At 43.2% G+C, this 25603-nt stretch carries 46 protein-coding genes and 2 pseudogenes; 21 read left to right on the top strand and 27 right to left on the bottom strand.

Features of this window, described 5'->3' with window-relative positions; all coding sequences use genetic code 11:
- Positions 1-214 precede the first annotated feature (214 nt).
- The 4 genes from K6984_RS14655 to K6984_RS14640 all read right to left on the bottom strand — a co-directional run bounded on the left by K6984_RS14655 (position 215) and on the right by K6984_RS14640 (position 4369).
- The gene (locus tag K6984_RS14655; protein WP_221896205.1) at positions 215-616 is read right to left on the bottom strand and encodes a RidA family protein; all 402 of its coding nucleotides are present in this window, start codon (positions 614-616) and stop codon (positions 215-217) included.
- A gap of 8 nt (positions 617-624) precedes the next feature.
- Positions 625-2793 carry a RelA/SpoT family protein gene (locus tag K6984_RS14650; RefSeq protein WP_221896204.1) on the bottom strand — a complete coding sequence of 723 codons (2169 nt, stop codon included), beginning with the start codon at positions 2791-2793 and terminating at the stop codon, positions 625-627.
- 4 nt (positions 2794-2797) lie between these two features.
- On the bottom strand, positions 2798-3043 hold the full coding sequence (gene rpoZ, locus K6984_RS14645) for a DNA-directed RNA polymerase subunit omega (RefSeq protein WP_221896265.1): 246 nt from the start codon (positions 3041-3043) through the stop codon (positions 2798-2800).
- Between the two features lie 150 nt (positions 3044-3193).
- Complete coding sequence (locus K6984_RS14640; protein WP_221896203.1) at positions 3194-4369, bottom strand: phosphoglycerate kinase; 1176 nt, start codon at positions 4367-4369, stop codon at positions 3194-3196.
- A gap of 188 nt (positions 4370-4557) precedes the next feature.
- On the opposite strand from K6984_RS14640, the gene K6984_RS14635 reads away from it, so the two are divergent.
- Together K6984_RS14635 and K6984_RS33670 are read left to right on the top strand one after the other, a co-directional pair.
- A complete protein-coding gene (locus tag K6984_RS14635; protein ID WP_221896202.1) occupies positions 4558-5037 on the top strand; it encodes a flavin reductase family protein in 480 nt (159 codons plus the stop codon).
- Positions 5038-5056: 19 nt separating this feature from the next.
- Positions 5057-5185 carry a hypothetical protein gene (locus K6984_RS33670; protein ID WP_263458596.1) on the top strand — a complete coding sequence of 43 codons (129 nt, stop codon included), beginning with the start codon at positions 5057-5059 and terminating at the stop codon, positions 5183-5185.
- 397 nt (positions 5186-5582) lie between these two features.
- On the opposite strand, the gene K6984_RS14630 is transcribed toward K6984_RS33670, so the two are convergent.
- The 3 genes from K6984_RS14630 to K6984_RS14620 all read right to left on the bottom strand — a co-directional run bounded on the left by K6984_RS14630 (position 5583) and on the right by K6984_RS14620 (position 7040).
- The gene (locus K6984_RS14630; protein ID WP_221896201.1) at positions 5583-5891 is read right to left on the bottom strand and encodes a hypothetical protein; all 309 of its coding nucleotides are present in this window, start codon (positions 5889-5891) and stop codon (positions 5583-5585) included.
- Positions 5892-6078: 187 nt separating this feature from the next.
- Positions 6079-6939 (bottom strand): transposase, encoded by an 861-nt coding sequence (locus K6984_RS14625; RefSeq protein ID WP_221896200.1) that lies wholly within the window; start codon positions 6937-6939, stop codon positions 6079-6081.
- Positions 6876-7040: a hypothetical protein gene (locus K6984_RS14620; RefSeq protein ID WP_221894275.1), complete on the bottom strand. Its 165-nt coding sequence runs from the start codon at positions 7038-7040 to the stop codon at positions 6876-6878. The genes K6984_RS14625 and K6984_RS14620 overlap by 64 nt, the downstream gene beginning before the upstream one ends.
- A 233-nt stretch (positions 7041-7273) precedes the next feature.
- On the opposite strand from K6984_RS14620, the pseudogene K6984_RS14615 reads away from it, so the two are divergent.
- Positions 7274-8608 (top strand): annotated as a pseudogene (locus tag K6984_RS14615) (IS1634 family transposase); the annotation flags it as partial.
- Between the two features lie 44 nt (positions 8609-8652).
- Here K6984_RS14615 and K6984_RS14610 read toward each other — a convergent pair.
- From K6984_RS14610 to K6984_RS14600, 4 genes are all read right to left on the bottom strand, one after another.
- Complete coding sequence (locus K6984_RS14610; RefSeq protein ID WP_221896198.1) at positions 8653-8937, bottom strand: hypothetical protein; 285 nt, start codon at positions 8935-8937, stop codon at positions 8653-8655.
- Between the two features lie 188 nt (positions 8938-9125).
- Entirely contained in the window at positions 9126-9254 is a 129-nt protein-coding gene (locus tag K6984_RS33665) for a hypothetical protein (protein WP_263458596.1), read from the bottom strand.
- 48 nt (positions 9255-9302) lie between these two features.
- Positions 9303-9665: a hypothetical protein gene (locus K6984_RS14605; RefSeq protein WP_221896197.1), complete on the bottom strand. Its 363-nt coding sequence runs from the start codon at positions 9663-9665 to the stop codon at positions 9303-9305.
- 24 nt (positions 9666-9689) lie between these two features.
- Positions 9690-9914, bottom strand: coding sequence for a hypothetical protein (locus K6984_RS14600; protein WP_221896196.1), 225 nt, complete (start codon positions 9912-9914; stop codon positions 9690-9692).
- Between K6984_RS14600 and K6984_RS14595 the strand changes: the two genes are divergently transcribed.
- Both K6984_RS14595 and K6984_RS36265 read left to right on the top strand, forming a co-directional pair.
- A complete protein-coding gene (locus K6984_RS14595) occupies positions 9871-10014 on the top strand; it encodes a hypothetical protein (protein ID WP_221896195.1) in 144 nt (47 codons plus the stop codon). The genes K6984_RS14600 and K6984_RS14595 overlap by 44 nt on opposite strands.
- On the top strand, positions 9972-10238 hold the full coding sequence (locus K6984_RS36265; RefSeq protein ID WP_221896194.1) for a DUF4010 domain-containing protein: 267 nt from the start codon (positions 9972-9974) through the stop codon (positions 10236-10238). Before K6984_RS14595 ends, K6984_RS36265 begins: the two co-directional genes overlap by 43 nt.
- On the opposite strand, the gene K6984_RS33660 is transcribed toward K6984_RS36265, so the two are convergent.
- The 3 genes from K6984_RS33660 to K6984_RS33650 all read right to left on the bottom strand — a co-directional run bounded on the left by K6984_RS33660 (position 10200) and on the right by K6984_RS33650 (position 10894).
- Positions 10200-10331, bottom strand: a complete 132-nt coding sequence (locus K6984_RS33660; RefSeq protein ID WP_263458762.1) for a hypothetical protein — start codon at positions 10329-10331, stop codon at positions 10200-10202. The genes K6984_RS36265 and K6984_RS33660 overlap by 39 nt on opposite strands.
- A gap of 27 nt (positions 10332-10358) precedes the next feature.
- Entirely contained in the window at positions 10359-10487 is a 129-nt protein-coding gene (locus K6984_RS33655) for a hypothetical protein (protein ID WP_263458596.1), read from the bottom strand.
- 272 nt (positions 10488-10759) lie between these two features.
- Positions 10760-10894: a hypothetical protein gene (locus tag K6984_RS33650; protein WP_263458593.1), complete on the bottom strand. Its 135-nt coding sequence runs from the start codon at positions 10892-10894 to the stop codon at positions 10760-10762.
- 249 nt (positions 10895-11143) lie between these two features.
- Between K6984_RS33650 and K6984_RS14585 the strand changes: the two genes are divergently transcribed.
- Complete coding sequence (locus K6984_RS14585) at positions 11144-11872, top strand: hypothetical protein (protein ID WP_221896193.1); 729 nt, start codon at positions 11144-11146, stop codon at positions 11870-11872.
- Here K6984_RS14585 and K6984_RS33645 read toward each other — a convergent pair.
- Both K6984_RS33645 and K6984_RS33640 read right to left on the bottom strand, forming a co-directional pair.
- The gene (locus K6984_RS33645; RefSeq protein WP_263458732.1) at positions 11860-11988 is read right to left on the bottom strand and encodes a hypothetical protein; all 129 of its coding nucleotides are present in this window, start codon (positions 11986-11988) and stop codon (positions 11860-11862) included. The two genes, K6984_RS14585 and K6984_RS33645, sit on opposite strands and share 13 nt — an antisense overlap.
- A gap of 27 nt (positions 11989-12015) precedes the next feature.
- On the bottom strand, positions 12016-12144 hold the full coding sequence (locus K6984_RS33640; RefSeq protein ID WP_263458596.1) for a hypothetical protein: 129 nt from the start codon (positions 12142-12144) through the stop codon (positions 12016-12018).
- Between K6984_RS33640 and K6984_RS14580 the strand changes: the two genes are divergently transcribed.
- From K6984_RS14580 to K6984_RS33635, 4 genes are all read left to right on the top strand, one after another.
- The gene (locus K6984_RS14580) at positions 12108-12266 is read left to right on the top strand and encodes a hypothetical protein (RefSeq protein WP_221896192.1); all 159 of its coding nucleotides are present in this window, start codon (positions 12108-12110) and stop codon (positions 12264-12266) included. The genes K6984_RS33640 and K6984_RS14580 overlap by 37 nt on opposite strands.
- Positions 12229-12639 (top strand): hypothetical protein, encoded by a 411-nt coding sequence (locus K6984_RS14575; RefSeq protein ID WP_221896191.1) that lies wholly within the window; start codon positions 12229-12231, stop codon positions 12637-12639. Before K6984_RS14580 ends, K6984_RS14575 begins: the two co-directional genes overlap by 38 nt.
- Positions 12640-12710: 71 nt before the next feature.
- Positions 12711-12965: a DUF4010 domain-containing protein gene (locus K6984_RS14570; RefSeq protein ID WP_221896190.1), complete on the top strand. Its 255-nt coding sequence runs from the start codon at positions 12711-12713 to the stop codon at positions 12963-12965.
- 73 nt (positions 12966-13038) lie between these two features.
- The gene (locus tag K6984_RS33635) at positions 13039-13164 is read left to right on the top strand and encodes a hypothetical protein (RefSeq protein ID WP_263458613.1); all 126 of its coding nucleotides are present in this window, start codon (positions 13039-13041) and stop codon (positions 13162-13164) included.
- 41 nt (positions 13165-13205) lie between these two features.
- Here the strand turns inward: K6984_RS33635 and K6984_RS14565 are convergent, their stop codons facing one another.
- The 3 genes from K6984_RS14565 to crcB all read right to left on the bottom strand — a co-directional run bounded on the left by K6984_RS14565 (position 13206) and on the right by crcB (position 14514).
- Positions 13206-13544: a DUF190 domain-containing protein gene (locus K6984_RS14565; RefSeq protein ID WP_230988095.1), complete on the bottom strand. Its 339-nt coding sequence runs from the start codon at positions 13542-13544 to the stop codon at positions 13206-13208.
- Positions 13541-13675 (bottom strand): hypothetical protein, encoded by a 135-nt coding sequence (locus tag K6984_RS33630; protein ID WP_263458761.1) that lies wholly within the window; start codon positions 13673-13675, stop codon positions 13541-13543. Before K6984_RS33630 ends, K6984_RS14565 begins: the two co-directional genes overlap by 4 nt.
- Before the next feature lie 131 nt (positions 13676-13806).
- Positions 13807-14514 carry a fluoride efflux transporter CrcB gene (crcB, locus tag K6984_RS35740; RefSeq protein ID WP_420831678.1) on the bottom strand — a complete coding sequence of 236 codons (708 nt, stop codon included), beginning with the start codon at positions 14512-14514 and terminating at the stop codon, positions 13807-13809.
- Positions 14515-15152: 638 nt separating this feature from the next.
- Between crcB and K6984_RS33625 the strand changes: the two genes are divergently transcribed.
- Positions 15153-15287 carry a hypothetical protein gene (locus K6984_RS33625; protein ID WP_263458760.1) on the top strand — a complete coding sequence of 45 codons (135 nt, stop codon included), beginning with the start codon at positions 15153-15155 and terminating at the stop codon, positions 15285-15287.
- On the opposite strand, the gene K6984_RS14555 is transcribed toward K6984_RS33625, so the two are convergent.
- Positions 15233-15403 carry a hypothetical protein gene (locus K6984_RS14555; protein WP_221896188.1) on the bottom strand — a complete coding sequence of 57 codons (171 nt, stop codon included), beginning with the start codon at positions 15401-15403 and terminating at the stop codon, positions 15233-15235. The two genes, K6984_RS33625 and K6984_RS14555, sit on opposite strands and share 55 nt — an antisense overlap.
- A 27-nt stretch (positions 15404-15430) precedes the next feature.
- A complete protein-coding gene (locus K6984_RS33620) occupies positions 15431-15559 on the bottom strand; it encodes a hypothetical protein (RefSeq protein WP_263458596.1) in 129 nt (42 codons plus the stop codon).
- Here K6984_RS33620 and K6984_RS14550 point away from each other — a divergent pair.
- Complete coding sequence (locus tag K6984_RS14550; protein ID WP_221896187.1) at positions 15523-15804, top strand: hypothetical protein; 282 nt, start codon at positions 15523-15525, stop codon at positions 15802-15804. The genes K6984_RS33620 and K6984_RS14550 overlap by 37 nt on opposite strands.
- Here the strand turns inward: K6984_RS14550 and K6984_RS14545 are convergent.
- Positions 15766-15912: a hypothetical protein gene (locus tag K6984_RS14545; RefSeq protein WP_221896186.1), complete on the bottom strand. Its 147-nt coding sequence runs from the start codon at positions 15910-15912 to the stop codon at positions 15766-15768. The genes K6984_RS14550 and K6984_RS14545 overlap by 39 nt on opposite strands.
- Positions 15913-15926: 14 nt before the next feature.
- Between K6984_RS14545 and K6984_RS14540 the strand changes: the two genes are divergently transcribed.
- The 4 genes from K6984_RS14540 to K6984_RS14525 all read left to right on the top strand — a co-directional run bounded on the left by K6984_RS14540 (position 15927) and on the right by K6984_RS14525 (position 17685).
- Positions 15927-16085, top strand: a complete 159-nt coding sequence (locus K6984_RS14540) for a hypothetical protein (protein WP_221896185.1) — start codon at positions 15927-15929, stop codon at positions 16083-16085.
- Entirely contained in the window at positions 16031-16330 is a 300-nt protein-coding gene (locus K6984_RS14535; protein WP_221896184.1) for a hypothetical protein, read from the top strand. Before K6984_RS14540 ends, K6984_RS14535 begins: the two co-directional genes overlap by 55 nt.
- A gap of 273 nt (positions 16331-16603) precedes the next feature.
- Positions 16604-17137: a winged helix-turn-helix domain-containing protein gene (locus K6984_RS14530; RefSeq protein ID WP_221896183.1), complete on the top strand. Its 534-nt coding sequence runs from the start codon at positions 16604-16606 to the stop codon at positions 17135-17137.
- Positions 17122-17685, top strand: a complete 564-nt coding sequence (locus K6984_RS14525; RefSeq protein ID WP_221896182.1) for a transposase — start codon at positions 17122-17124, stop codon at positions 17683-17685. The genes K6984_RS14530 and K6984_RS14525 overlap by 16 nt, the downstream gene beginning before the upstream one ends.
- Before the next feature lie 826 nt (positions 17686-18511).
- Here the strand turns inward: K6984_RS14525 and K6984_RS14520 are convergent.
- Positions 18512-18661, bottom strand: a complete 150-nt coding sequence (locus K6984_RS14520) for a hypothetical protein (protein ID WP_221896181.1) — start codon at positions 18659-18661, stop codon at positions 18512-18514.
- A gap of 12 nt (positions 18662-18673) precedes the next feature.
- On the opposite strand from K6984_RS14520, the gene K6984_RS14515 reads away from it, so the two are divergent.
- The 3 genes from K6984_RS14515 to K6984_RS14505 all read left to right on the top strand — a co-directional run bounded on the left by K6984_RS14515 (position 18674) and on the right by K6984_RS14505 (position 22988).
- Positions 18674-18811 carry a hypothetical protein gene (locus K6984_RS14515; RefSeq protein WP_221896180.1) on the top strand — a complete coding sequence of 46 codons (138 nt, stop codon included), beginning with the start codon at positions 18674-18676 and terminating at the stop codon, positions 18809-18811.
- A gap of 39 nt (positions 18812-18850) precedes the next feature.
- Positions 18851-21061 carry a bifunctional SulP family inorganic anion transporter/carbonic anhydrase gene (locus tag K6984_RS14510; protein WP_221896179.1) on the top strand — a complete coding sequence of 737 codons (2211 nt, stop codon included), beginning with the start codon at positions 18851-18853 and terminating at the stop codon, positions 21059-21061.
- A gap of 337 nt (positions 21062-21398) precedes the next feature.
- Positions 21399-22988: an ABC-F family ATPase gene (locus K6984_RS14505; RefSeq protein ID WP_221896178.1), complete on the top strand. Its 1590-nt coding sequence runs from the start codon at positions 21399-21401 to the stop codon at positions 22986-22988.
- 341 nt (positions 22989-23329) lie between these two features.
- Here K6984_RS14505 and K6984_RS14500 read toward each other — a convergent pair whose 3' ends face one another.
- Both K6984_RS14500 and K6984_RS14495 read right to left on the bottom strand, forming a co-directional pair.
- Positions 23330-23479: a hypothetical protein gene (locus K6984_RS14500; protein ID WP_221896177.1), complete on the bottom strand. Its 150-nt coding sequence runs from the start codon at positions 23477-23479 to the stop codon at positions 23330-23332.
- On the bottom strand, positions 23431-23583 hold the full coding sequence (locus K6984_RS14495) for a hypothetical protein (protein WP_221896176.1): 153 nt from the start codon (positions 23581-23583) through the stop codon (positions 23431-23433). Before K6984_RS14495 ends, K6984_RS14500 begins: the two co-directional genes overlap by 49 nt.
- Positions 23584-23595: 12 nt before the next feature.
- Between K6984_RS14495 and K6984_RS14490 the strand changes: the two genes are divergently transcribed.
- Entirely contained in the window at positions 23596-23739 is a 144-nt protein-coding gene (locus K6984_RS14490) for a hypothetical protein (RefSeq protein ID WP_221896175.1), read from the top strand.
- 178 nt (positions 23740-23917) lie between these two features.
- Here K6984_RS14490 and K6984_RS14485 read toward each other — a convergent pair whose 3' ends face one another.
- On the bottom strand, positions 23918-24154 hold the full coding sequence (locus tag K6984_RS14485; protein ID WP_221896174.1) for a hypothetical protein: 237 nt from the start codon (positions 24152-24154) through the stop codon (positions 23918-23920).
- A gap of 123 nt (positions 24155-24277) precedes the next feature.
- Positions 24278-25063, bottom strand: a complete 786-nt coding sequence (locus K6984_RS14480) for a DUF1194 domain-containing protein (RefSeq protein WP_221896173.1) — start codon at positions 25061-25063, stop codon at positions 24278-24280.
- 345 nt (positions 25064-25408) lie between these two features.
- Between K6984_RS14480 and K6984_RS35735 the strand changes: the two are divergent.
- Positions 25409-25519 (top strand): annotated as a pseudogene (locus K6984_RS35735) (heat-inducible transcriptional repressor HrcA); the annotation flags it as partial.
- Between the last annotated feature and the right edge of the window lie 84 nt (positions 25520-25603).

Here is a 25603-nt window from a genome sequence, read left to right as displayed (position 1 = left end):
GGTTAATAATTATACTGAAGTTTCCCAATAATTATTTATGGTAAAATTGAAACTATGCTACAACTATATGAAAAAAACAGTCTTTTCATTCGTTTCAAATGCTATTGCCTAAGGGGAATTAAGTAGGGGTTTGCTATAAACATGGCAAAACCACCTAAAATAAACCTCGATACACCAGCATTGTGTATTTCAGCTACTCAATAATTGGGAAACTTCAGTAATTATACTCAGGCGACTTTAATTCCATCACCGCATCCATTTCTACGCTAACACCTTTAGGTAATGCAGCAACACCGATGACTGCACGGGCAGGGTAGGGCTGGTTAAAATACTGCCCCATTATTTCATTCACGATAGGAAAATAAGACAAGTCGGTGAGGAAAACATTCAATTTAACAACATCCTGCAATTCACCACCAGCCGCCTGTGCGACAGCCGTTAAATTATCAAACACCTGTTTGATATGTGCGCTGATATCACCTGTTACGACTTCCATTGAGACGGGATCCAGTGGGATTTGTCCTGACAGGTAGATCGTTGTCCCTACTTTAACTGCCTGAGAATAAGTGCCAATTGCCTGGGGTGCAGATTCAGTGTGGATACTCTCTTTTTGCATAAATATTTCTAGCCTCTTGTGCGGGTAATTTTTAGAACAATAAATAACTTTTTAAGCTGGCGCATGATATTTGCCAGATGTAATCTATCTTTAACTGTCAGGGTAATGTAATCAACAGAAACGCGTCCATCCTGCTCGGCAATGTTGATATTTTCTATATTGGATTCTAACTTTGAAATTGTTGATACAATGGTAGCTAAAGTCCCCGGCTGATTCAATAATTCCAGGCGTATTTCAGTTGGATATTCGCCAGTTGTATCATTGCTCCACTCAACTTCTAGCCAGTCGGTGGTTTTTTTGCGTTCATTAGTACTATTCCGGCATTCATGATGATGCACTACGATCCCTTTGCCTGGATTGAAATAGCCGACTATAGGATCGCCCGGAATAGGACGACAGCATTTTGCGATAGTGACCACCATGCCTTCAGAGCCCTTTATAGCCAGCGGAGTTTCTTTACGTATTTCGGTGTCCTCCAGTTTTAAAGAGGCACTGACATCAGCTTGATTGAGCTGCTTGGCAATTAAAAAGGGCATTTTATTGCCCAGACCAATTTCTTCATATAGCTCATCCGTGCTGGCAAGGTTAATCGCTATTAATAGCTGATTTTGCATGGACTCCGAAATATCTTCAAGAGATTTTCCTATATCTTGCAGCTCTTTTTCCAGCAGGCGCCGTCCCAGACTAATAGCTTCCTGCTGCTTAAAATGTTTCAGATAGGAGCGTATACCTGCGCGCGCCTTAGTAGTGACTACATAATTTAACCAGAGTGGATTAGGTCTTGCCCAGGTAGCCCTAATAACTTCAACAGTTACACCGTTTCCCAGTTTCGCCTGTAAAGGTGCCAGGCGTTTATCGATACGCGCTGAGACACAGGAATTGCCTATGTCTGTGTGCACTGCATAGGCAAAATCGACCACACTGGAATTTCGTGGCAGTTTTACAATATTACCTTGCGGCGTAAAAACAAAAATTTCCTGGGGGAATAAATCAATCTTTAAATTATCAATAAATTCCAGTGAATTACCCGCTGTTTTCTGAATTTCCAGTAAGTCACGTACCCATTCATTAGCACGATATTTAGAATTGAAGTGCTCTTCGTCATCAGACTTATAAAGCCAGTGAGCAGCAATGCCTGATTCAGACATGCGATGCATTTGATGTGTACGAATCTGGATTTCCAGAGGCACACCGTAAGGTCCGATTACAATAGTATGCAAAGACTGATAGCCATTTGCCTTGGGTAAGGCGATATAGTCTTTAAATTTCCCGGGAATAGGCTTGAAGAGATTATGTACTATGCCTAAAACCCGATAGCAGGTATCGACATTATCGCAATGAATGCGAAAAGCGTAGACATCAAAAATATCCGAGAAAGACAGTTTTTTTGCCAGCATTTTCTTGTAGATACTGTACAGGTACTTTTCACGGCCTTGTACATCACAGCTCACATGTTCCTGATGCAGGCGAGTTTTTAAGGAATTTGTAATGGTTGCAACAATTTCATTGCGATTGCCTCGCGCTTTTTTTACCGCATTTTTTAAAATCCGGTAGCGCATGGGGTGCATTGCTTCAAAGCATAATGATTCCAGCTGATGGCGGATATTATTCATGCCCAGGCGATTAGCAATAGGCGTGTATATATCCAGGGTTTCTTTGGCTATGCGGCGCTTTTTATCCGGGCGCATAACACCGAGTGTCTGCATATTATGCAAACGATCGCCCAGCTTGACCATAATCACACGCATGTCTTTAGCCATTGCCAGACACATTTTACGCACATTTTCTGCTTGTGCCTCAGCTTGAGTCTTGCAATTTAACTGGGTTAGCTTGGTAACACCATCGACTAATTCAGCGACATCCTCGCCAAATAATTCAAGGATCTCCTGTTTGCTAACATCGGTGTCTTCAATAAGGTCATGCAGAATAGCAGCCATAATGCCATGCACATCCATGCGCATTTTAGCGAGAGAAATTGCAACAGCAAGTGGGTGGCAAATATAAGCCTCGCCGGTTTTACGAAACTGCCCCTGATGGTGTTTGGCACCGTATCGATAAGCTTGGTAAACCTGATCAATGTGGGCTGAATTTAAATATTTACTTAGTAAGGTATTTAGTTTTTCGAACAGGAGCTGCTCAGGTTGCTCGGAGATTGCTGTGGAGACCTGAGCGCTCATACATTCAATTTAATGTAGTCTGGAAGGCATCAAGAGGCTCAGCTACTTGGTGTAGTGCATCTATGTTTTCTTTGGTCACATGACCTTCCGCTATTTCGCGTAAGGCAACAACGGTGCATTTATCTTTTCCACGTGTAACAAATTCATCAGCGCCTTTTTCTAGTTGCCGAGCTCTTTGTGCCGCCAGTAAGACTAGCTCAAAGCGATTTTCAACATTATCTAGACAATCTTCGACAGTAACTCGTGCCATTATTAAACCTTCAGGGTGGATATTAAAAAATAATTGACTATTATATTGGAGTTTTAAGTTCTTATAAAACTTTCCTTGATAAAAAGTCAGCATTAGTGATGGTTTGCGTGCAATAAAAACGACACGCAAACCATCTTTGCTTTAATTAAGCTAGCTATTCTTGGCTTCAAGTGCAGTAATAGCTGGCAGTTCCTTGCCTTCTAAAAATTCCAGGAATGCGCCACCTCCGGTAGAGGTATAGGACACTCTGTCTTTAATTTCATATTTATCAATAGCTGCCAGAGTATCGCCACCACCGGCAATAGAGAACGCATCACTATCAGCGATAGCCAGAGCTAATGTTTTTGTACCTTCGGCAAATTGGTTAATTTCAAAAACACCGACCGGCCCATTCCAGACGATAGTTTTAGCTGACTTTAGAATCTCTGCATATTGTTTGGCAGTTTCTGGGCCGATATCCAGCACCATATCATCTTCGTCTATATCGCTCACATTTTTGATCGTCGCTACAGCAGACTCCGAAAATTCTTTTGCACACACCACATCAACAGGTACAGGAATATCTGAATTATTGGCTTTAGCCGCTGCAATTAATGCCTTAGCATCGTCAATTAAATCAGCTTCATAAAGCGATTTGCCCACTGAATAACCGGCTGCGGCAATAAACGTATTGGCAATTCCACCGCCGACTATGAGTTGATCAACTTTATCTGCCAGGGTTTTGAGAACAGTCAATTTAGTTGAAACCTTAGAGCCGCCAACTATGGCAACCACCGGGCGTTCAGGGTTATTCAGAGATTTGCCCAGAGCTTCTAGTTCAGCTGATAACAATGGCCCAGCGCAAGCAATCCTGGCATGTTCGATTACACTATGCGTTGACGCCTGTGCTCTATGTGCAGTACCAAAAGCATCCATCACAAAAATATCGCATAAAGCGGCCATTTTTTTGCCCAGTTCAGGACTGTTCTCTTTTTCGCCAATATTAAAGCGTACGTTTTCGCATAATACGACTTCACCAGGCTTGATATCGATACCATCAATCCAGTTTTTTTCTAGGCGAACCGGCGTGCCAAGCAACTCTGATAAACGTTGCGCAACTGGCTGCAAAGAAGCCGCTTGATCAAACTCCCCTTCAGTAGGGCGACCTAAATGCGACATTAGCATGACGGCGGCGCCGGCATCCAGGCCAAGCTTGATAGCAGGTAAACTGGCACGGATACGGATATCACTTGTAATTTTGCCATCTTGAACCGGTACATTAAGGTCCTGGCGAATTAAAATTCGTTTTCCATTTAAATCTAAATCAGCCATTTTTGTTACTGGCATTGCTATCTCCGATAATTGAGTGTGAATTTAAAGAGTGCGCTAGGTATATCAAACGGGTAAATTTAGCGTGTAATAGAAAAATATTATACCTTAAGTCTGTCTTGTGATTAAATTAAGCTTGCATATTCACTTTTAAGATTAAATCAGCGAGTGACTTTTGAATTAGGGCAGTAAAATTGAGGTAATAAATGGCTATTGGAAATCAGGAATTTAAAGACACACTTAAGCTTTGGGCGAGTGGTGTATCGGTTGTTACCGCACAATCAGAAGATGAGAAATTAGGCATGACTGCAACGTCATTTGCCAGTGTTTCTATGGATCCGCCACAAATTCTAGTGTGCCTTAATGAAACAACAGAAACCGGTGCTGCGATTCTGCAAAATAAAAAGTTTGCAGTAAATATCTTAACCAGCGAGCAGCAACAGGTATCAAACCAATTTGCGGGTGGCTCAAGTATGGATGAGCGCTTTAAAAATGTCGTCTGGCATAAGGGTGAATTAGGCGTGCCAGTTTTAGATGAATCTCTCGCCATTATGGAATGTACCGTTGTGCATCAGTTCAAAGCTGGTACGCATTGGGTGGTTGTGGGAGAGATTCAACATAATCAGTGCAATACTGGTGGTCCTTTACTTTATTTCAATTCAGCCTATCAGCAAGTAGCAGAGTAGCTTTGGGGAGTCGCTATTTTTGCGAAAGCTTGTTTTGGGCATCCCAGCCCAAGCAAGCAGCAAAAACTTAACGCGACCACTTATGCCTCCGGCGGCCCCGATTCGTCCTCGTCACCTCGTCCCGACCCAACAAGGGGTCGGAACATAGGCTCCAAATGACTTGACGCCGTGTCGGATGGCCTTTTATTTTGTCTCCACCTTCGCTAACGCTCAGACTCCGACAAAATAACGGCCCTACGGCTATCGCGGACTAAAAATCATCACTTCGCTTAGGCTCCGTTTCCCTGATTTTCAGCGTTAGCTAGCAGCTTCAGGGTATAAATCAAAGATTTATACCCTGAGGTTTTTTATGTAATACATAGCACATCCCTCAGCAGTCCAGGCTTGCGGAAAATTCTTTATATTGCTTATTATCTGAAGTTTCCCAATAATTATTTATGGTAAAATTGAAACTATGCTACAACTATATGAAAAAAATAGTCTTTTCATTCGTTTCAAATGCTATTGCCTAAGGGGAATTAAGTAGGGGTTTGCTATAAACATCATCAGTGTTTCCCTATCAATTGAGGCCGTGAAACTAACCTCGCCACAAGAGAGCTCATAAAGCACTGTAAAGACATTCCTGTTATTATTGCGTTTTGAACTGCCCGAATGGTATACGAGCTGATACGAGATATTCTTGCCTGGAAAAATAATGGATTCACAAAACGATCTCGTTTTTGAGCCTGTTGCTGCCTTATCTCCAGAGCCTCGCTATATTTTTTATCCGATGGATGAATCAATTCTGGCTGTTGTGTTTTTGAAATCTCTTCAAACACGCGCATTAAATTATAGCTCATTGCAGTCAGGCGCATTTGATTTTCAAGTGAGCGGGTATTGGAAGACCAAGCTTTAGTTTCCTTGAAATTACTTTTACTCGATGTTCAAGTTTTTTAACTGATTGATTTTATTGATAATTTTACTGACAAAGAAAGCATCAACATCATTGTAAATCAATCACTTATAAAACAAAGCCGGAAAAATTTACTTTTCTTAGCCCAGTTATAGCTGAAAACTTGAACATCGAGTTTTAGTGTTATTGAATGTCTTTTCAATCGTCCATCGCTTGAAATACAGCATGGCAATGGTTCCAGGGTTAATAGTCATTGGCAAGGTTGTCACAAACCGGTGAAGTTTTCCGGTTTCTGGATCACGGTAATCCACCACGTTAAATTTGATGCCCTTGTTTTCGTACACACTGTATGCTTCAACCCCTGTATTGATCTCATGGCGGGAGTCAAAAGGGATAGACTCAACGAGAGTCGCAATTGAATTTTCTTTTAGCATTGAAATCATGTAATTAGCATGTCGTTTCTGCCGATCCCACCAGACAAAGTCGGTGACGGCTTTATCGTAGACATAGAGATGTTTCTGAGAGCTGTTATTTCCCTTGTTTTGCTTTTCAATATGATCTCGTAACACAGGTATTTCTTGATGTCTCTGAGTTCCGTTTGTCACCAGACAAAGAAATCTGAGCAACCCACTTCTGAGATTCAACGCGTAAATCCCCCCGGCCGCATAAACTTTCCCCTTGCTGTTTTTTTCAGTATGGCAGGCATGATCAATAAAATGTCCATCCGCTGCTTCTATGGTGTATTCGTCAAGTTCTGGGAATGCTTTAAGATAATCAATGCCTTGCGATAGCAGTGTTTCAGCGTGAAGATGATAGCTCTGCTGTTCAAATGCCTCAAGCATACTTGTTCGTCTATGCGACTTCAGTGATTTAAAATACGTTGAGTGGGGAAGCAGCTGGCCATGAATCTGTTCATTGGTTTGGAGGAAATGGCGACCACTATCGACTACACTGATACAGCGTAATAACCCAAGGCGAATAAAGTCGATATATCCTTCAACTCTGTGCATGAACGAGCCCACAAAGGATGACGCTCTGCTAACAGGGCACGTTCCATACTTTCATTGCAGTGTTGGTGAATATGTTCAGAGAGTGGTAGGTCTTTAAGCATGGGTGATATCCGTTTATGAGGTGATTAAAACGGAAATTTTTAGAAGAATCTTTTCGGCAAATGCAAGCTTTATTTGAAATTATTTGTTGTTTTTTTACGGTGCCTACAGAGTGTCTATTTGCTGTTATAAGTGATTAAAATCAAGAAGATGGAAATATTCGAGTGGTGCTACCTTCAGGTAGGTTATAGGCTGCTTTGTTTAGGCACTTCTTCTTTCAATGGGAACACTGATGGTGCGTATAGGAAAACAAGTCAAGCAACGTACATTGCTCAATATAGGTGCGGACTTTACGATTGATGAAAAGTACTGGCCCTTGCTGACGGCCAGAATCGAACAATTACAGCAAGGTTTGGAACCACATCAGGAAGAGCTATTCAATTTAGCCGATGATTTAAATCAACTTCTGGAAGCAACAGCCCAGCGCTATAGCTCACTGATGACTGCAAAACTGTCACAACCGCTAGATTCAAAAACAACAACGCGAGATTTTCATCATGTCGATATTAATCATGTCGAAGCCATTAATGCCCGTAGTATTGGTGTTGAAACCCTGGCACTGCATGCCGCACAGCAGTTACAGCTAGACGAAAAACTCATGGCGCTGGGCTTTAATAAAGTAGATACGGCGACGGCCCTGGGCACTATCATAGGACGTATGGTTTCACCCGGCAGTGAACTGCAAACACATGACTGGTTGCAAAATCGAACAGGCCTGGGCGAATTACTGGGTCATGACTACGGTAACACCAGCCTGACGCGATTATATACAGTCAGTGACAAGCTACTCAAACATCAGGCAACTCTTGAATATTTTCTGGCTGACCGAGAGCAGACGTTGTTCAATTTAAACCGCAAGATTGTATTGTACGATCTGACCAATACTTATTTTGAAGGCCAGTGCGCCCGAAACCCGAAAGCGAAATTCGGTCGCTCTAAAGAGAAACGCACTGATTGCCCGTTGGTTACTCTGGGGCTGGTTCTGGATGGTGACGGCTTTCCATTGAGTAGTCAGGTTTTTCCCGGCAACGCCAGTGAGCCCGCGACCTTGAAACTGATGCTTGACGAACTGCGAGACAAGGATCCCTTTCATCAAATAAAGCCGGTGGTTATCATGGATGCCGGCATTGCCAGCGCTGACAATATTGCCTGGTTAATCGAACAAGATTATCATTATCTCGTTGTCAGTCGAGAACAACATGTAAAAAACCCAAGAGATCAGAAAACTCCGGTAGCGGTCAGGGATACCCGGGACAGCAATGTTGTTGTTTATCGTGAAGTTGATCAAGAAACCGGGGAAACCCGACTCTATTGTCATTCAGAACAAAAAGCAAAAAAAGAACAAGGTATCCGTAATCGCTTCCATGCTCGTCTGGAAGAGGTCCTGGAAAAACTGCACACAGGTCTGAGCAAAAAAGGCACCCTTAAAAAATACGACAAAATACTGGAACGTATCGGACGACTACGTGAAAAACATAGCCGTGTTGCTGCAGATTACACCATTAACGTTATCGCGGATGACAAAAAAAACAAAGCCATCGGTATAGAATGGCAACGTAAACCTGAAACTCGATGTTCAAGTTTTTCCATCCCATTGCCATCAAACTCTTACCTTCACCCAGCAGAACAATACTTTAATGATGCTGTTGGCCCTAAGCGCCCTAAATCTCTGCCAGTCATATGTTTTCCTGATGGCATCAGTTGAAACACATCCTTTATTAATTCACCTAACTCTTTCAGCTTATCACCAGGATCTGGAAACTCTAGCAATGACGTGATGAACTCAAGCAGTACATCCATTTGAGACTTGCGCTGTAAGCTTCCTACGGTATACGCAGGTAGTTTGCTTTCAATGCGGGCTATTTGCTCTGGGTGAAGGAGAAGGCAATGGTCAAACAAAAGACTCAGAATCAGGCCACGGCTTGACCCCTCTTCATCCGCTGAAAATCAGGGAAACGGAGCCTAAGCGAAGTGATGATTTTTAGTCCGCGATAGCCGTAGGGCCGTTATTTTGTCGGAGTCTGAGCGTTAGCGAAGGTGGAGACAAAATAAAAGGCCATCCGACACGGCGTCAAGTCATTTGGAGCCTATGTTCCGACCCCTTGTTGGGTCGGGACGAGGTGACGAGGACGAATCGGGGCCGCCGGAGGCATAAGTGGTCGCGTTAAGTTTTTGCTGCTTGCTTGGGCTGGGATGCCCAAAACAAGCTTTCGCAAAAATAGCGACTCCCCAATAATTGTTTGGCCTCACGCCCCCATCCTTCATTAAAGCTTCCAGTCCTCAAAGAAAACCTCAATCAGCCATCTCAACGTATAGGCTTGAATAATATCTTGTGTGCGCCAAGTCAGGTCTGTCGCCACTAAATAGCGATAGTCGTTTTCACCGTCATATTTTAAGGCAATGACAAAGCGCTTTTTACTGTGAGATCCCACTTTTAATCGTGCACTGCTGACAGTCACTTTAATCTCTTTGCCGCCACGTACACGTATTATCTGATCAATGCCTTTGTTAATCGAATTAAAGTAGCTCTCGACTGACCTTATTCTACCTCTATATTCAATATTTTGGTTTTTACATAATTGGCTAATCACCTGCGAGCCTCCAGATTCTTTAGCGGCTTCGTCCATAAAGGCTTTTCACCATACAGCGCATCAGCCAGTACGCCCGCTGAAAATCATGGAAACGTAGCTTAGCGAAGTGGTGATTTTTAGTCCCTGATAGGCGACAGGGCAATTCGCTGATTCGACGTGTGCTAGCAGCACGCGAGAGGAGCAAGAATTGCATTCTGAATAGCCGTCCAGCCAGTGAGGTAGTAATGACGAAGCGGCTTTTGTGCGTAGTCGTTGCGGACGCAGGGCGTTCAGGGCATCTCCCATCCGCTGCGTAGGTGAAAGAATTATGGCGACAGGAGTCCCGGAATTTCGTGAGGTAGCATGGCGCGCCTGCTTTACTCAAGTACTGCTGTTTCTGTTGTAATCAGTCGCCGTGCCCGACTCATGAAACAAGATCGCAGCAATGTTTCTTCCGCTTTGATCATGGCGACTGCTATGATGTATCTTAGGTTGTTGGTTATTATTTTCTTCCTGGATAGCACAGCAGGTAAAAGCCTATTATTAGCCTTTGCCGTTCTAATTATCCTTTCCTGTCTGCTTGTTGTGGGTTTACTTCACCCGCTGAAAATCCTGGAAATGGAGCTTTAGCGAAGTGAAGATTTTTAGTCCGCGATAGCCGTAGGGCCGTTGTTTTGTCGGAGTCTGAGCGTTAGCGAAGGTGGAGACAAAATAAAAGGCCATCCGACACGGCGTCAAGTCATTTGGAGCCTATGTTCCGACCCCTTGTTGGGTCGGGACAAGGTGACGAGGACGAATCGGGGCCGCCGGAGGCATAAGTGGTCGCGTTAAGTTTTTGCTGCTTGCTTGGGCTGGGATGCCCAAAACAAGCTTTCGCAAAAATAGCGACTCCCCGATGGACAACAATAGTGCTGCCATACCTGCAAGTAATACAACGCAACATCCTCTGGAGCTATCAACAGCAATATTTTGTTTGCTTTTATGTTTGTATTCTTTTCTTTTATCACCCAATATGTCATCGGGAATTTTGGTAATAATGGACTTAACTTTTTGTCTACTGAAGTTTCCCAATAATTATTTATGGTAAAATTGAAACTATGCTACAACTATATGAAAAAAACAGTCTTTTCATTCGTTTCAAATGCTATTGCCTACGCTGTCAGCCCCGGACGGGCTGATAGTCTCCAGAAGGCGCAGGGAAATTTGCCAATCCGAAGTGCGCGATAGCGCGCGAGGGAGGCTAAAATTTTATCCCGAATAGCCGTAGAGCCATTTGTGGTAGCCATGACTGAGCTGCTTTGTGCTCAGTCTGTGGCGGACGCAGGGCGGCTGGAGCATCTCCTATTCGCTGCGTAGGTGAACGAATTACGGCGACAGGAGTCCCGGAATTTCGTGAGGTAGCATGGCGCGCCTGAAAATAGCGACTCCCCGCATTGATTTTAAAGAGAATTTTTCGACAAAAAATCGCTTAAACCGATGAATCAATGGCTTAGAAAGATGAAAGTGACGAAGATGGGTTAGCAGAGCGTCATCCTTTGTGGTCTCGTTCATGCCCAGAGTTGAAGGATATCGACTTTATTCGGCTTGGGTTATTACGCTGTATCAGTGTAGTCGATAGTGGTCGCCATTTCCTCCAAACCAATGAACAGATTTATGGCCAGCTGCTTCCCCACTCAACGTATTTTAAATCACTGAAGTCGCATAGACGAACAAGTATGCTTGAGGCATCTGAACAGCAGAGCTATCATCTTCACTCTGAAACACTGCTATCGCAAGGCATTGATTATCTTAAAGCATTCCCGGAACTTGACGAATACACCATAGAAGCAGCGGATGGACATTTTATTGATCATGCCTGCCATACTGAAAAAAACAGCAAGGGGAAAGTTTATGCGGCCGGGGGGATTTACGCGTTGAATCTCAGAAGTGGGTTGCTCAGATTTCTTTGTCTGGTGACAAACGGAACTCAGAGACATCAAGAAATACCTGTGTTACGAGATCATATTGAAAAGCAAAACAAGGGAAATAACAGCTCTCAGAAACATCTCTATGTCTACGATAAAGCCGTCACCGACTTTGTCTGGTGGGATCGGCAGAAACGACATGCTAATTACATGATTTCAATGCTAAAAGAAAATTCAATTGCGACTCTCGTTGAGTCTATCCCTTTTGACTCCCGCCATGAGATCAATACAGGGGTTGAAGCATACAGTGTGTACGAAAACAAGGGCATCAAATTTAACGTGGTGGATTACCGTCGCTGAAAATCAGGGAAACGTAGCCTAAGCGAAGTGATGATTTTTAGTCCGCGATAGCCGTAGGGTCGTTGTTTTGTCGGAGTCTGAGCGTTAGCGAAGGTGGAGACAAAATAAAAGGCCATCCGACACCGCGTCAAGTCATTTGGAGCCTATGTTCCGACCCCTTGTTGGGTCGGGACAAGGTGACGAGGACGAATCGGGGCCGCCGGAGGCATAAGTGGTCGCGTTAAGTTTTTGCTGCTTGCTTGGGCTGGGATGCCCAAAACAAGCTTTCGCAAAAATAGCGACTCCCCGAGATCCAGAAACCGGAAAACTTCACCGGTTTGTGACAACCTTGCCAATGACCATTAACCCTGGAACCATTGCCATGCTGTATTTCAAGCGATGGACGATTCAATAACACTAAAAGTAATTTCAAGGAAACTAAAGCTTGGTCTTCCAATACCCGCTCACTTGAAAATCAAATGCGCCTGACTGCAATGAGCTATAATTTAATGCGCGTGTTTGAAGAGATTTCAAAAACACAACAGCCAGAATTGATTCATCCATCGGATAAAAAATATAGCGAGGCTCTGGAGATAAGGCAGCAACAGGCTCAAAAACGAGATCGTTTTGTGAATCCATTATTTTTCCAGGCAAGAATATCTCGTATCAGCTCGTATACCATTCGGGCAGTTCAAAACGCAATAATAACAGGAATGTCTTTACAGTGCTTTATGAGCTCTCTTGTGGCGAGGTTAGTTTCACGGCCTCAATTGATAGGGGAACACTGATGATAAACATGGCAAAACCACCTAAAATAAACCTCGATACACCAGCATTGTGTCTTTCAGCTACTCAATAATTGGGAAACTTCAGTTTGTCTATTGTGGTGGGCTTTACTGATATCGACCCCTCTATTTTATCATTGTTGTCAGGGAAATTTTCAGTTACAGAAAATGCAATTGTTTCTGCCATCATTGTTGCCAGTGGCAGTAATAATTTATTAAAGGCAATATACGCAACTATCCTGGCTCGCAATCGCTCAGTCATAGTGGCTGTCGTCTGGCTATTACTGTTGTTTGTTATTTCGCTTTTCTATGCTTTTTACTTTGTTTAATCTACAGGCGCGCCATGCTACCTCACAACATTCTGGGACTCCTGTCACCAACATTCATTCGCTTACGGAGCGAATGGGAGATGCCCTGGTCGCCCTGCGTCCGTCTCAACTACGCACAAAACCCTGCTCCGTTAAGACTACCTCAAATGGCTGGACGGCTATTCGGAATGCAATTCTTGCCTCCCTCGCGCGCTACTAGCGCACTTCGGATCAGCGAATTGCCCTGTCGCCTACCAGGGACTAAAAATCATCACTCCGCTTAGGCTCCATTTCCCTGATTTTAAGCGTATGTGCTGTTGCCGACCAGCTGATGATATGTTTTAAAGGTAGCCTACATTTAAGTTTTTCTATCGCTTGTAAAGCTTTTTCTGTTTCCTCGTAAAACTCAATAATCAAGGGTAATTCCAAAGATAGGTTCAGTAACGATGAGGTATGAATTTCTTTGTTTTCACCAAAACCGGCAATACCGCGAATAACGGTGGTGCCATGAATACCCTCCTCATCATGCAATATATTAAGAGCCTGGTCCATTTGATTATGTCCTTCCAAAATATAAACTCTGACAACCGTCACACTCACGCTGTCAGCCCCGGACGGGCTGATAGTCTCCAGAAGGCGCAGGGAAATTTGCCAATCCGAAGTGCGCGATAGCGCGCGAGGGAGGCTAAAATTTTATCCCGAATAGCCGTAGAGCCATTTGAGGTAGCCATGACTGAGCTGCTTTGTGCTCAGTCTGTGGCGGACGCAGGGCGGCTGGAGCATCTCCTATTCGCTGCGTAGGTGAACGAATTACGGCGACAGGAGTCCCGGAATTTCGTGAGGTAGCATGGCGCGCCTGTACTCATATGTGTTTTCCTAGCATTAATCCAATCCATAAAGATAAACCGCAAACAGCCAAGTTACTTATAAAAACCCCCGCCATAGCGTTTAAATCTGATTTAAACGTATGTCCGCTTTCTATTAAATATAATATCAGATATAAACTGGAGCAGGTAACAAATATGCCAACCATTATTGTCACCAGTGATGCCCGATATTCCAGGGACAGATCATTTTTTTGAATGAGAATAGTACTGATAATGCCAATAATAAAGGCGCCCATAGCATTAACCAGTATCAGTGCATAAGGGAAACCCCAGCCCATCCAGCGCACCACGCCGCCGGAATACAAAAACAGGGTTCTGCCTAATAACAAGCCCAACCACACTGCAAATAAACAAGCAAAAACACTGATCAGTACATTTAATGAGGCCTTTAAAAGATTCCCTTGCTCAATCAGATAAAGGGTTTCCAGCGAAAATGTGGAAAATGTGGTAAATGATCCAAACACACCGACCAGAAGAGCAGCTCGATATTCCATGGTGATGGCAATACGCTGTAAGATCAGTGCTTCTGTCATCAGACCAATTAAAAATGAACCTAAAATGTTAACGCTTAATGTCCCATAGGGAAAACCACGTCCTAACCATTGGTAAACTCCGCTGGATACCAAAAAACGTAATGATGCGCCCAAAGCACCGCCCAAAGCGACTGCGATTAAATGATTCATATTCAAATTTAAAAAAATGTTCCCGTAGTGCAGGAACATCAAGATTGCGATAATGAAAATAATTTTACAGTTTTTGCATAAGTAAGATACAAAAAAACGCCTGTTCTGGCAAATACTGTACCTACAAATAGATGATTTATTTTTTTGCACCCAGTGTTTTAAAAACTGAAGTTTCCCAATTATTGAGTAGCTGAAATACACAATGCTGGTGTATCGAGGTTTATTTTAGGTGGTTCTGTCATGTTTATCATCAGTGTTCCCATTGAAAGAAGAAGTACCTAAACAAAGCAGCCTATAACTCGATGTTCAAGTTTTCAGCTATAACTGGGCTAAGAAAAGTAAATTTTTCCGGCTTTGTTTTATAAGTGATTGATTTACAATGATGTTGATGCTTTCTTTGTCAGTAGAATTATCAATAAAATCAATCAGTTAAAAAACTTGAACATCGAGTATAACCTACCTGAAGGTAGCACCACTCGAATATTTCCATATTTTTGATTTTAATCACTTATCACAGCAAATAGACACTCTGTAGGCACCGTAAAAAAACAACAAATAATTTCAAATAAAGCTTGCAATTGCCGAAGAAATTTTTCTAAAAATTTCCGTTTTAATCACCTCATAAACGGATATCACCCATGCTTAAAGACCTACCACTCTCTGAACATATTCACCAACACTGCAATGAAAGTATGGAACGTGCCCTGTTAGCAGAGCGTCATCCTTTGTGGTCTCGTTCATGCCCAGAGTTGAAGGATATCGACTTTCGCTGAAAATCAGGGAAACGGAGCCTAAGCGAAGTGATGATTTTTAGTCCGCGATAGCCGTAGGGCCGTTGTTTTGTCGGAGTCTGAGCGTTAGCGAAGGTGGGGACAAAATAAAAGGCCATCCGACACGGCGTCAAGTCATTTGGAGCCTATGTTCCGACCCCTTGTTGGGTCGGGACGAGGTGACGAGGACGAATCGGGGCCGCCGGAGGCATAAGTGGTCGCGTTAAGTTTTTGCTGCTTGCTTGGGCTGGGATGCCCAAAACAAGCTTTCGCAAAAATAGCGACTCCCCGAATTCGCCTTGGGTTATTACGCTGTATCAGTGTAGTCGATAGTGGTCGCCATTTCCTCCAAACCAATGAACAGATTTATGGCCAGCTGCTTCCCCACTCAACGTATTTTAAATCACTGAAGTCGCATAGACGAACAAGTATGCTTGAGGCATTTGAACAGCAGAGCTATCATCTTCACGCTGAAACACTGCTATCGCAAGGCATTCGCTATCAGCCCCGGACGGGCTGATAGTCTCCAGAAGGCGCAGGGAAATTTGCCAATCCGAAGTGCGCGATAGCGCGCGAGGGAGGCTAAAATTTTATCCCGAATAGCCGTAGAGCCATTTGTGGTAGCCATGACTGAGCTGCTTTGTGCTCACAGTCTGTGGCGGACGCAGGGCGGCTGGAGCATCTCCTATTCGCTGCGTAGGTGAACGAATTACGGCGACAGGAGTCCCGGAATTTCGTGAGGTAGCATGGCGCGCCTGGATTATCTTAAAGCATTCCCGGAACTTGACGAATACACCATAGAAGCAGCGGATGGACATTTTATTGATCATGCCTGCCATACTGAAAAAAACAGCAAGGGGAAAGTTTATGCGGCCGGGGGGATTTACGCGTTGAATCTCAGAAGTGGGTTGCTCAGATTTCTTTGTCTGGTGACAAACGGAACTCAGAGACATCAAGAAATACCTGTGTTACGAGATCATATTGAAAAGCAAAACAAGGGAAATAACAGCTCTCAGAAACATCTCTATAGACTTTCAGAAAATTAATTTCCGAACAAACAAAAACGACAGAGGGGAAACTGGCTTATAATTTTCGTTCCAACACTAACGGAAACAGTCAAAAATGGTATCCCTCACTTTTTCAAAGTCAATTGTAGACCGACTAAAAAAAATATGGCGACAGCTCTCAAGCTAAGTAATATTTGTTTATATCGATTAACTCAAGCTCTACTCTGGTTCAGTGAATGCATGGGAATCAAAGAAATAGCACGCCTAATGTGAGTCTGTGAAAAAACCATTATAAATTGGCTGAAAACATTCATGCATAAAGGTGTCGGTTGGTTAATAGGGCAACACTATCAAGGACGTGGTCGGAAGTCAAAGTTAACTAAAGACCAGAAAAATAGATTGGTTGAGTTGATAAAGAAAGGCCCAGAAGACAATGGATTTCATTGTGGAATATGGAATACTGCGATGATTGCCGAGCTTATTTGGTTAAAATTTGAAGTTCGTTATAACTTGAACTATTTATCAAGCCTAATGAAAAAACTGGGCTTCAGTTATCAAAAAGCTCGTTTTGTGACTGATCGCCAAGAAGAAGAAAAGTACGAGCTTGAAAGAAAAACGTGGCTGGAAGAAACATTGCCTGCCATTATGGAAAAGGCGGTAGAAGAAAAGAGTGTCGTTTTATTCGGTGATGAGGTGTCATTTGCTATGTGGGGTTCATTGGCACGAACCTGGGCTCCAATAGGAGAGCAACCCACAGTGGAAACATCAGGGATTCGAAAAGGGTTGGTACGATCGAACTCGAAGGAGGGAGTTTTCAATACCGAGAATCATTGGCTTATGAGATAAAACCAAAGTCACTTAGACTTTTAAAAGAAGCTGGGCTGCCTCAAGAATTTTTAGCTATTCTTAAAAGCTTAAAAAATGAGAAATATCCAACACAGAAGCTTTTTATGGAAGCGATATATTCTATTGCCGACAACGTCTTAATCGAGAGTTATAAGCCAATGATATTACAACACGCTGAAACATCTGGGCGTTTTAATGGTGAAAGCTATGTTGAGTTTTTAACACAATTGCTGGCTTATTATAAAGGCAAGATTATTCTAATTGAAGATGGTGCCCCGTATCATGGAAGCGGTGTTATTAAGGAATTTAAGTTAGCTAATGTAGATCGTTTGACAGTAGAACGTCTCCCTGCGTTCTCGCCGGATTTTAATCCGATTGAGAAATTATGGAAAAATACGAAACGCGATTCGACTCATATGAAGTATTTTAAAACTTTTGAAGATCTTCATGATTCAGTTGTGCAAACTTTTAACACTTATATGCATGATGCCAGTAAAGTGATTTGTGTTATGCAAAAATTGCGGGAAGATTTCGTTGTTACCGCCTAAGTTTAAGCGCTCCAAATTTGGAAATTATTTATCTGAGAAACTATAGTGCATTTCCAGGTTTTAGAGTATTTATCCCTTTGCAATAAATACAGCGATACTCCGGCTGCTATTGCAAACTATCTGGGTATGACACGGGGAACTGTATCGCAGACGCTGATTATTTTTGAAAAAAGAGCATATATAAAAAAATCAGGATCAGCTGGATAAACGTGTTTATCATATTCAGTTACTTGACAAAGGGAGAAATATCTTAAACAAGGCAAAACCCACTGATTTATTTAAAAAAGCGGCGTAACTACTCAGCGTAATTTAAACTCATAACAGATTGATTTAAAATAATAATTAATGTATCTCTCTGAATTTTAGTCCGATTTTCACCCATTTTTAAAGGTGAAAATGACTAAAGTCAGGTTAAATTAAAATATATCCATTTGATTTTAAAGTTAAAAAACACGCTGAGTAGTTACAAAGCGGCTACAATACTACAAGCAAATGCTTCAATCCTTCCAGAAAACGAAATTTTTACTGAGGCGCTGAGAGCGCTGCAAAAAGCAAATAACTCAAATTCTTTTGGCGTCTGTAAAACATGTAAAAACTTTAGCAAAAGATCCTTTGGTTTTTTCTGTGAGTTAACCGAAGAAAAATTAACTAAAAGTGATAGTAATAAAATTTGCCAGGAACATATCCCACTATAATCCTAGAAAAATCAGTTGAGTGCGGAATTATAGTGCAAGATATTGGTTTCACAGTGATTTGAAAAAAATCTTAGCTTCACCATAGGTTAAGCGGGTATTTTTTTGAAGTGCTGTGGAGTCAATAGCTTATGCTAGAAACCGTGAGCAACCGCTGTCAGCCCCGGACGGGCTGATAGTCTCCAGAAGGCGCAGGGAAATTTGCCAATCCGAAGTGCGCGATAGCGCGCGAGGGAGGCTAAAATTTTATCCCGAATAGCCGTAGAGCCATTTGTGGTAGCCATGACTGAGCTGCTTTGTGCTCAGTCTGTGGCGGACGCAGGGCGGCTGGATCATCTCCTATTCGCTGCGTAGGTGAACGAATTACGGCGACAGGAGTCCCGGAATTTCGTGAGGTAGCATGGCGCGCCTGTGATTTTTTTAATATAATATAGCGTTATTGCCAAACATATTTTTACAGGATTAAAGAAAACATGATAAAGAAGCCATTGTTAACGGAAAATGACTTGCTATTGAATTATAAAGCTAGTTTTCGTTACGACCTTCCAGCAAGCATCGTCGTTTTTGTATTAGCCTTACCACTGTGTTTAGGTATTGCACTGGCATCAGGGGCGCCACTGTCTGCGGGGTTAATTGCCGGGGTTATCGGTGGCATCGTGGTTACTAGCCTAAGTGGCTCTTCATTAGGGGTGAGTGGGCCAGCTGCAGGTATGGCGGTTATTGTATTTTCTGCTATTGCAGAAATAGGCTTTGAAGCTGTGTTGCTTGCAGTCGTTCTCGCAGGCGTTCTGCAGTTTATTCTCGGTAAACTGGGTGCTGGAGTGATCGGCTATTATTTCCCGTCAGCGGTGATTGCCGGCATGTTGTCCGGGATTGGAATTATTATTTTTCTTAAACAGATTCCGCATGCAGTTGGTTATGACCAGGATTATGAAGGTGATCTCTCGTTCGTTCAGGGTGATGACTATACAACGTTGTCGGAACTGGGGCATATGGTTGATTTTATCGCTCCAGGCGCAGTTGTTATCAGCCTGCTTAGCCTGGGGTTAATATTATTATGGGAAACTGACTGGATTAAACAATATCGTTTCCGGCGCTGGTTGCATGGTTCTGTAATGGCGGTTGTTGTGGGGGGCATATTAAATCAGTTATTTATCTATTTTTATCCTGCCTGGGCCTTGGGTGTAAGCCACCTGGTCAACTTACCTGTAGTGGAAACGTACGGCGATATCATGAACTTAATCACCTTGCCAGATTTTAGTCAGATCGATAATCCAGCGATTTATCCTGTAGCGTTTACCATTGCCATTGTCGCAAGCCTGGAAACTTTATTATGTGTAGAGGCGGTTGATAAGCTGGATCCTTATACGCGCGTTACTTCAAATAATCGGGAGCTTAGAGCGCAGGGTATCGGTAATATCTGTTCGGGTTTATTAGGCGGTTTGCCTATGACGCAATTAATTGTGCGTAGTTCGGCTAATATTCAGATGGGTGGGCGTACAAAAATGGCTGCTTTGATACAGGGTTTGTTCTTATTAATCGCTGTACTACTTATTCCTGAATTAGTAAATAAAATCCCACTGGCCAGTTTAGCAGCTATTTTGTTAGTGGTTGGTTATAAGTTAGCCCAGCCTGCATCATTTAAAACCATGTATCAGGTTGGTTATTTTCATTTTCTTCCCTTTACGGCAACGATTTTCGGTCTTATTTTTTCAGATATGTTGACAGGTATCAGCATAGGTATGGCGTTTGCGCTATTTTTTATTTTGCTAGAAAATTTACAAGTGGGATTTCATTTGCATGAACAGCACAAGTTAAACAAAACGGTAATTACCTTATCGGAAAATGTGTCTTTTTTGAATAAATCAAAAATCCTGCATATATTGAGTAATTTACCTGCTAAATCTAATGTGGTGATTGATGCAACCTACGCTAAATATATTGATTATGATGTTTACGAGATGATTCAAAATTTTAAAGTTGAGGCAAGACGCAAAAAAATCAAGTTGGTTATCCAGAATTTGCGGGGCTTTGGCTTTTTAGAGCCGGTTGAGCGTGCTTTGCCGATTACTAAAGAGTCTCAACAGGCATTATCACCAAAGGATGTACTGGAGATATTGAAATCAGGTAATACCCGTTTTGTTAATAGCCTAAGAAATAATCGTAACCTCTTAGAGCAAGCTAATGAGAGTGTAGGAGGGCAGTTTCCTATTGCCATTATCTTAAGCTGTATAGACTCACGAACCTCGGCAGAATTGATTTTTGACCAGGGACTGGGTGATATCTTCAGTGTTAGAGTTGCTGGAAATGTGGTGAATGATGATATTCTGGGCAGTATGGAATATGCCTGTAAAGCAGCCGGATCTAAATTGGTCGTGGTGTTAGGACATACCCATTGTGGTGCTATTAAAGGTGCATGTTCGGGAATCGAGCTAGGAAATCTGACTAACTTACTAGATAAAATTCAGCCTGCAGTTGCATTCGTTAAAAGTGGAAAGCATACTACAAACATTAGCTTAGACAACTCTCTGGAAGAGAAGGTAGCGGAGCGGAATGTGGAAATAATGGTCGAACAAGTTAAGCAGCGGAGTGAAGTCTTAGTGCAATTAGAATCCGCTGCTGAGATAGCTATCGTTGGTGCAATGTATAATATAGAAACCGGAATTGTAGAGTTTTTTGATTAAGTGACTTCATTCTAGGCTGCCTAATCTACAGGCATTTCTGATTTACTCACATCTGAATAAGGAAATCGCGTAGAATACCCCACATTTTAGGTGATTGTCGGAAAAGAATATTCCAGATTGCGCAGGATTTTTGTTTGTCTTCAAGGCGCGATAACAGGCACATAGTCGTTCTATGTAACTGCTGTCGCAACGCAGAAGACGGACAAAAAGACCAGTAAGATGGTCTATTCTTTGACAGAAATCACCTTAAATAGTTATCTGCTAGAACAGCATCATTCCGTGAATGGCATTTCAGACAGACGGGATTGTTGTGCCTGCCCAAACCTAAAATATAAATATGCTTACAACTGCAAATATCACTATGCAATTTGGCGCCAAGCCACTTTTTGAAGACGTATCCGTTAAATTCGGTAATGGAAATCGTTATGGGCTGATTGGAGCTAATGGTTGTGGTAAATCAACCTTTATGAAAATTTTGGGTGGTGATCTGGAAGCTACATCGGGCAATCTTTCCAAAGATCCTAATGAGCGAATCGGCAAGTTACAACAGGATCAGTTTGCTTACGAGCAATATGCCGTAGTGGATACCGTGATTATGGGGCATGAGGAGCTCTGGAAAGTAAAATCAGAGCGTGATGCCATTTATGCAAACCAGGAAATGACGGAAGAAGAAGGGATGCGTGTTGCTGAGCTTGAGTCCGAGTTTGCCGAGATGGATGGTTATACTGCAGAGGCGCGTGCAGGGGAGTTACTCGCCGGAGTGGGTATTCCACTGGATCAGCATTATGGGCTTATGAGTGCAGTCGCACCCGGCTGGAAGCTACGCGTATTATTGGCACAAGTGCTGTTTTCCGATCCGGATATTATGCTCTTAGATGAGCCTACGAATAACCTGGATATTAATGCCATTCGCTGGTTGGAGGGGATATTAAATGAGCGTCAGTGCACCATGGTTATTATCTCGCATGATCGACACTTCCTAAATAGCGTGTGTACGCATATGGCAGATCTGGATTATGGTGAAATTCGCCTTTATCCAGGTTCCTATGATGATTATATGACTGCTGCCACTATGGTCACCGAACAGTTACAAGCGGACAATGCAAAAAAACAGGCAAAAATTTCAGAACTCAAAGCGTTTGTCAGCCGTTTTTCTGCGAATGCTTCAAAATCGAAACAGGCGACTTCTCGCGCTAGGCAGTTGGAAAAAATTGACTTGGCCGAGATCAAGCCTTCAAGCCGGAAAAATCCGTTTATTCGCTTTGAGCAAAACAAGAAACTGCACAGACTGGCATTAGAAATAGCAGGGCTTGCTAAAAGCTATGATGAGGAGCTCTTTGCCAATTTTGACCTGATGGTACAGGTGGGCGAGCGTATTGCTATTATCGGGCCAAACGGTATAGGTAAAACGACGTTACTCAAATGTATGGCAGGGGAAATTGAACCCACAGCCGGTAAGATGAAGTGGTCTGAAAATGCGGATATAGGCTATTGTGCACAGGATCATGCGGCAGATTTTGCTGAGCCGAAATTATTATTTGATTGGATGGAGCAGTGGCGTCAGCCGAGTGATGATGACCAGGTGATACGCGGAACGCTAGGAAGACTGTTGTTTTCTCAGGATGATATTCATAAAAAAGTCAGCGTGCTGTCGGGGGGTGAAAAAGGCCGTATGATCTTCGGTAAATTAATGCTCCGCCGTAACAATGTACTTTTGCTGGATGAGCCTACTAATCATCTGGATATGGAATCGATAGAATCATTAAATCTGGCGCTGGAAAATTATCCTGGAACCTTGATTTTTGTCAGCCATGATCGTGAGTTTGTGTCCAGTATAGCCACGCGCATCCTGGAATTAACACCGACAGGGGTTGTGGACTTTCATGGCACCTACGAAGAATACTTAGCAAGTCAGGATTTAGGTTAAAAGTAAGCATCCGGATACCCTCGCTGCCAGCCATGGAGAGCGAAAGCGAGGGCTGGTAGTCCCCAGAAGGCGTAGGGCCGTTGTTTTGTCGAAATCGTAGCGCTAGCGTAGGTGTAGACAAAATAAAAGGCATTCCGAAACGCCGTCCAGTCATTTGAGGGAGTGTTACGAAGCCAGCACCGAGTTTACGATGGTAATGGCGAAGTGGCACGTACGCAGGACGTCTGGGGCGCCGAAGGCATTAGTGGTCGCGTTAAGTTTTTGCCGCTTGCTTGGGCTGGGATGCCCAAAACAAGCTTTCGCAAAAATAGCGACTCCCCGAGTAGGGCGGACTTTTTCCGCTAATTGAGTCGTGAGAAGAGGGATGTTTGAGTGAGGCTAAGCGCAAGTTTTACACACACGCTGAAAATCATGGAAACGGAGCTTAGCGAAGTGGTGATTTTTAGTCCCTGATAGGCGACAGGGCAATTCGCTGATTCCAGGCGCGCCATGCTACCTCACGAAATTCCGGGACTCCTGTCGCCGTAATTCGTTCACCTACGCAGCGAATAGGAGATGCTCCAGCCGCCCTGCGTCCGCCACAGACTGAGCACAAAGCAGCTCAGTCATGGCTACCACAAATGGCTCTACGGCTATTCGGGATAAAATTTTAGCCTCCCTCGCGCGCTATCGCGCACTTCGGATTGGCAAATTTCCCTGCGCCTTCTGGAGACTATCAGCCCGTCCGGGGCTGACAGCGGACGTGTGCTAGCAGCACGCGAGAGGAGCAAGAATTGCATTCGCTGAAAATCAGGGAAACGGAGCCTAAGCGAAGTGATGATTTTTAGTCCGCGATAGCCGTAGGGCCGTTATTTTGTCGGAGTCTGAGCGTTAGCGAAGGTGGAGACAAAATAAAAGGCCATCCGACACGGCGTCAAGTCATTTGGAGCCTATGTTCCGACCCCTTGTTGGGTCGGGACGAGGTGACGAGGACGAATCGGGGCCGCCGGAGGCATAAGTGGTCGCGTTAAGTTTTTGCTGCTTGCTTGGGCTGGGATGCCCAAAACAAGCTTTCGCAAAAATAGCGACTCCCCAACCGAGTAGCCGTCCGGCCAGTGAGGTAGTAATGACGAAGCGGCTTTTGTGCGTAGTCGTTGCGGACGCAGGGCGTTCAGGGCATCTCCCATCCGCTGCGTAGGTGAACGAATTATGGCGACAGGAGTCCCGGAATTTCGTGAGGTAGCATGGCGCGCCTGAAAAAGCCCTGCTGATTGTGCTAACCAGCAGGGCTTTTTTTACAAGATTTTAGATTAAGCTAACTTACGTTTTCTTAAGCTCAATCCAGCTAAACCCAAGCCAAATAAAGCTAAAGTAGCGTGCTCTGGAACTGTAACATCCTTAATGAATTTATCTTTGACAGCAGCGTCAAAATCCCCACTTTCAAAACCTGTAGACTGTACACAGGCATTATTTACAACGTTGTCGGTGTAATACCCGCCGGCAAGACATGCATCCTGGAAACTTCCATCATCAACTGCTAGACCATTAACAATAATACCCGCTGCTGTAGCTAGGTCGCGTTGATCTCTTACAGCCTCATCTCGTCCAGCTTGGTCATTGGTATAGCCACCAATATTAACATTTTGGTCACCGTCACCGGAAACATCCATCACTAGGGCGCCGCCCTCTTTATCATTGCCAGTCAGCCAGGTATTTGCTAATTTCATGGCAGCTACAATATTTGTACGGGCACCAATAGTACCAAGTCTTGCAATTGCATCAATCGCGGTTGCAAAATTCATTGCATCAGTAGCTGTTACTAGCAAAGCCTCAATACTACCTATGGCAGAAGAAGAAAAGAATAGCTTTACTGCAAACCCACCAGCTATGCCCTCAATCCTATCTTGAATGTCAACATCACTAAACGCATTGACATAACCTTGCATTTGTGCTTCAAATTCAGTATTAGTGATGCTGCCAGAAGAATCTATAACCACTGCAAGCTCAACGCCTACCGGTACAGCCATTGCTTCAGTGCCAGCAAAAAGCAGCAGCGAAGCAACAACCCCGGTTAAAATTTGTTTTAAGGTTTTCATTTTTTTTACCCTCTAGGTGTAAATGAATATTATTGTAAAATGTTACATAATAATTTTGCGAATGTTCTATATTGTTTTTGAGGTAATTATTAAAAGCTAATTACCGTATTAACTAATACTGCAAAATCATATTAAAAGCAGCAAGTAGTATGCTACTTTGGTTAAGCCATTGATATGCATGTATTTTATTTATTTTGGTGTTGAGCCTAAGTATACAGGTGTAAAAAAAGCTGACAATATTAAGTGCCGCTCAGTTTAAAGTCGAGCAATAATCTTCAGCTGATTCAATATGTTAGGGTAGTGTCTTTGGTGCTTAGAATAGCCATCTATTCTATCAATGATGGAGTCGTTGGTGTTCTCGGGGGCATCGGGCTGACACGTATGGCTTATGAAAAAATCATCCCCTATGTCGATGTAACCGCAAAATTATTAGGCACAGCATTGAATAACAGGTAAGCATCCCCATCATAAAAGCAGTTTTTTGTAATTATTCAGTAGTAGTATTTACATACTGTTTGTAGGGCGTGGCTTTAGCCCGCT

The sequence above is a fragment of the Bathymodiolus japonicus methanotrophic gill symbiont genome (assembly GCF_019721995.1).
GTDB lineage: Bacteria > Pseudomonadota > Gammaproteobacteria > Methylococcales > Methylomonadaceae > Methyloprofundus.
The sequence above is the reverse complement of the archived record's forward strand: the minus strand, read 5'-3'. Positions and strand labels throughout refer to the sequence as shown.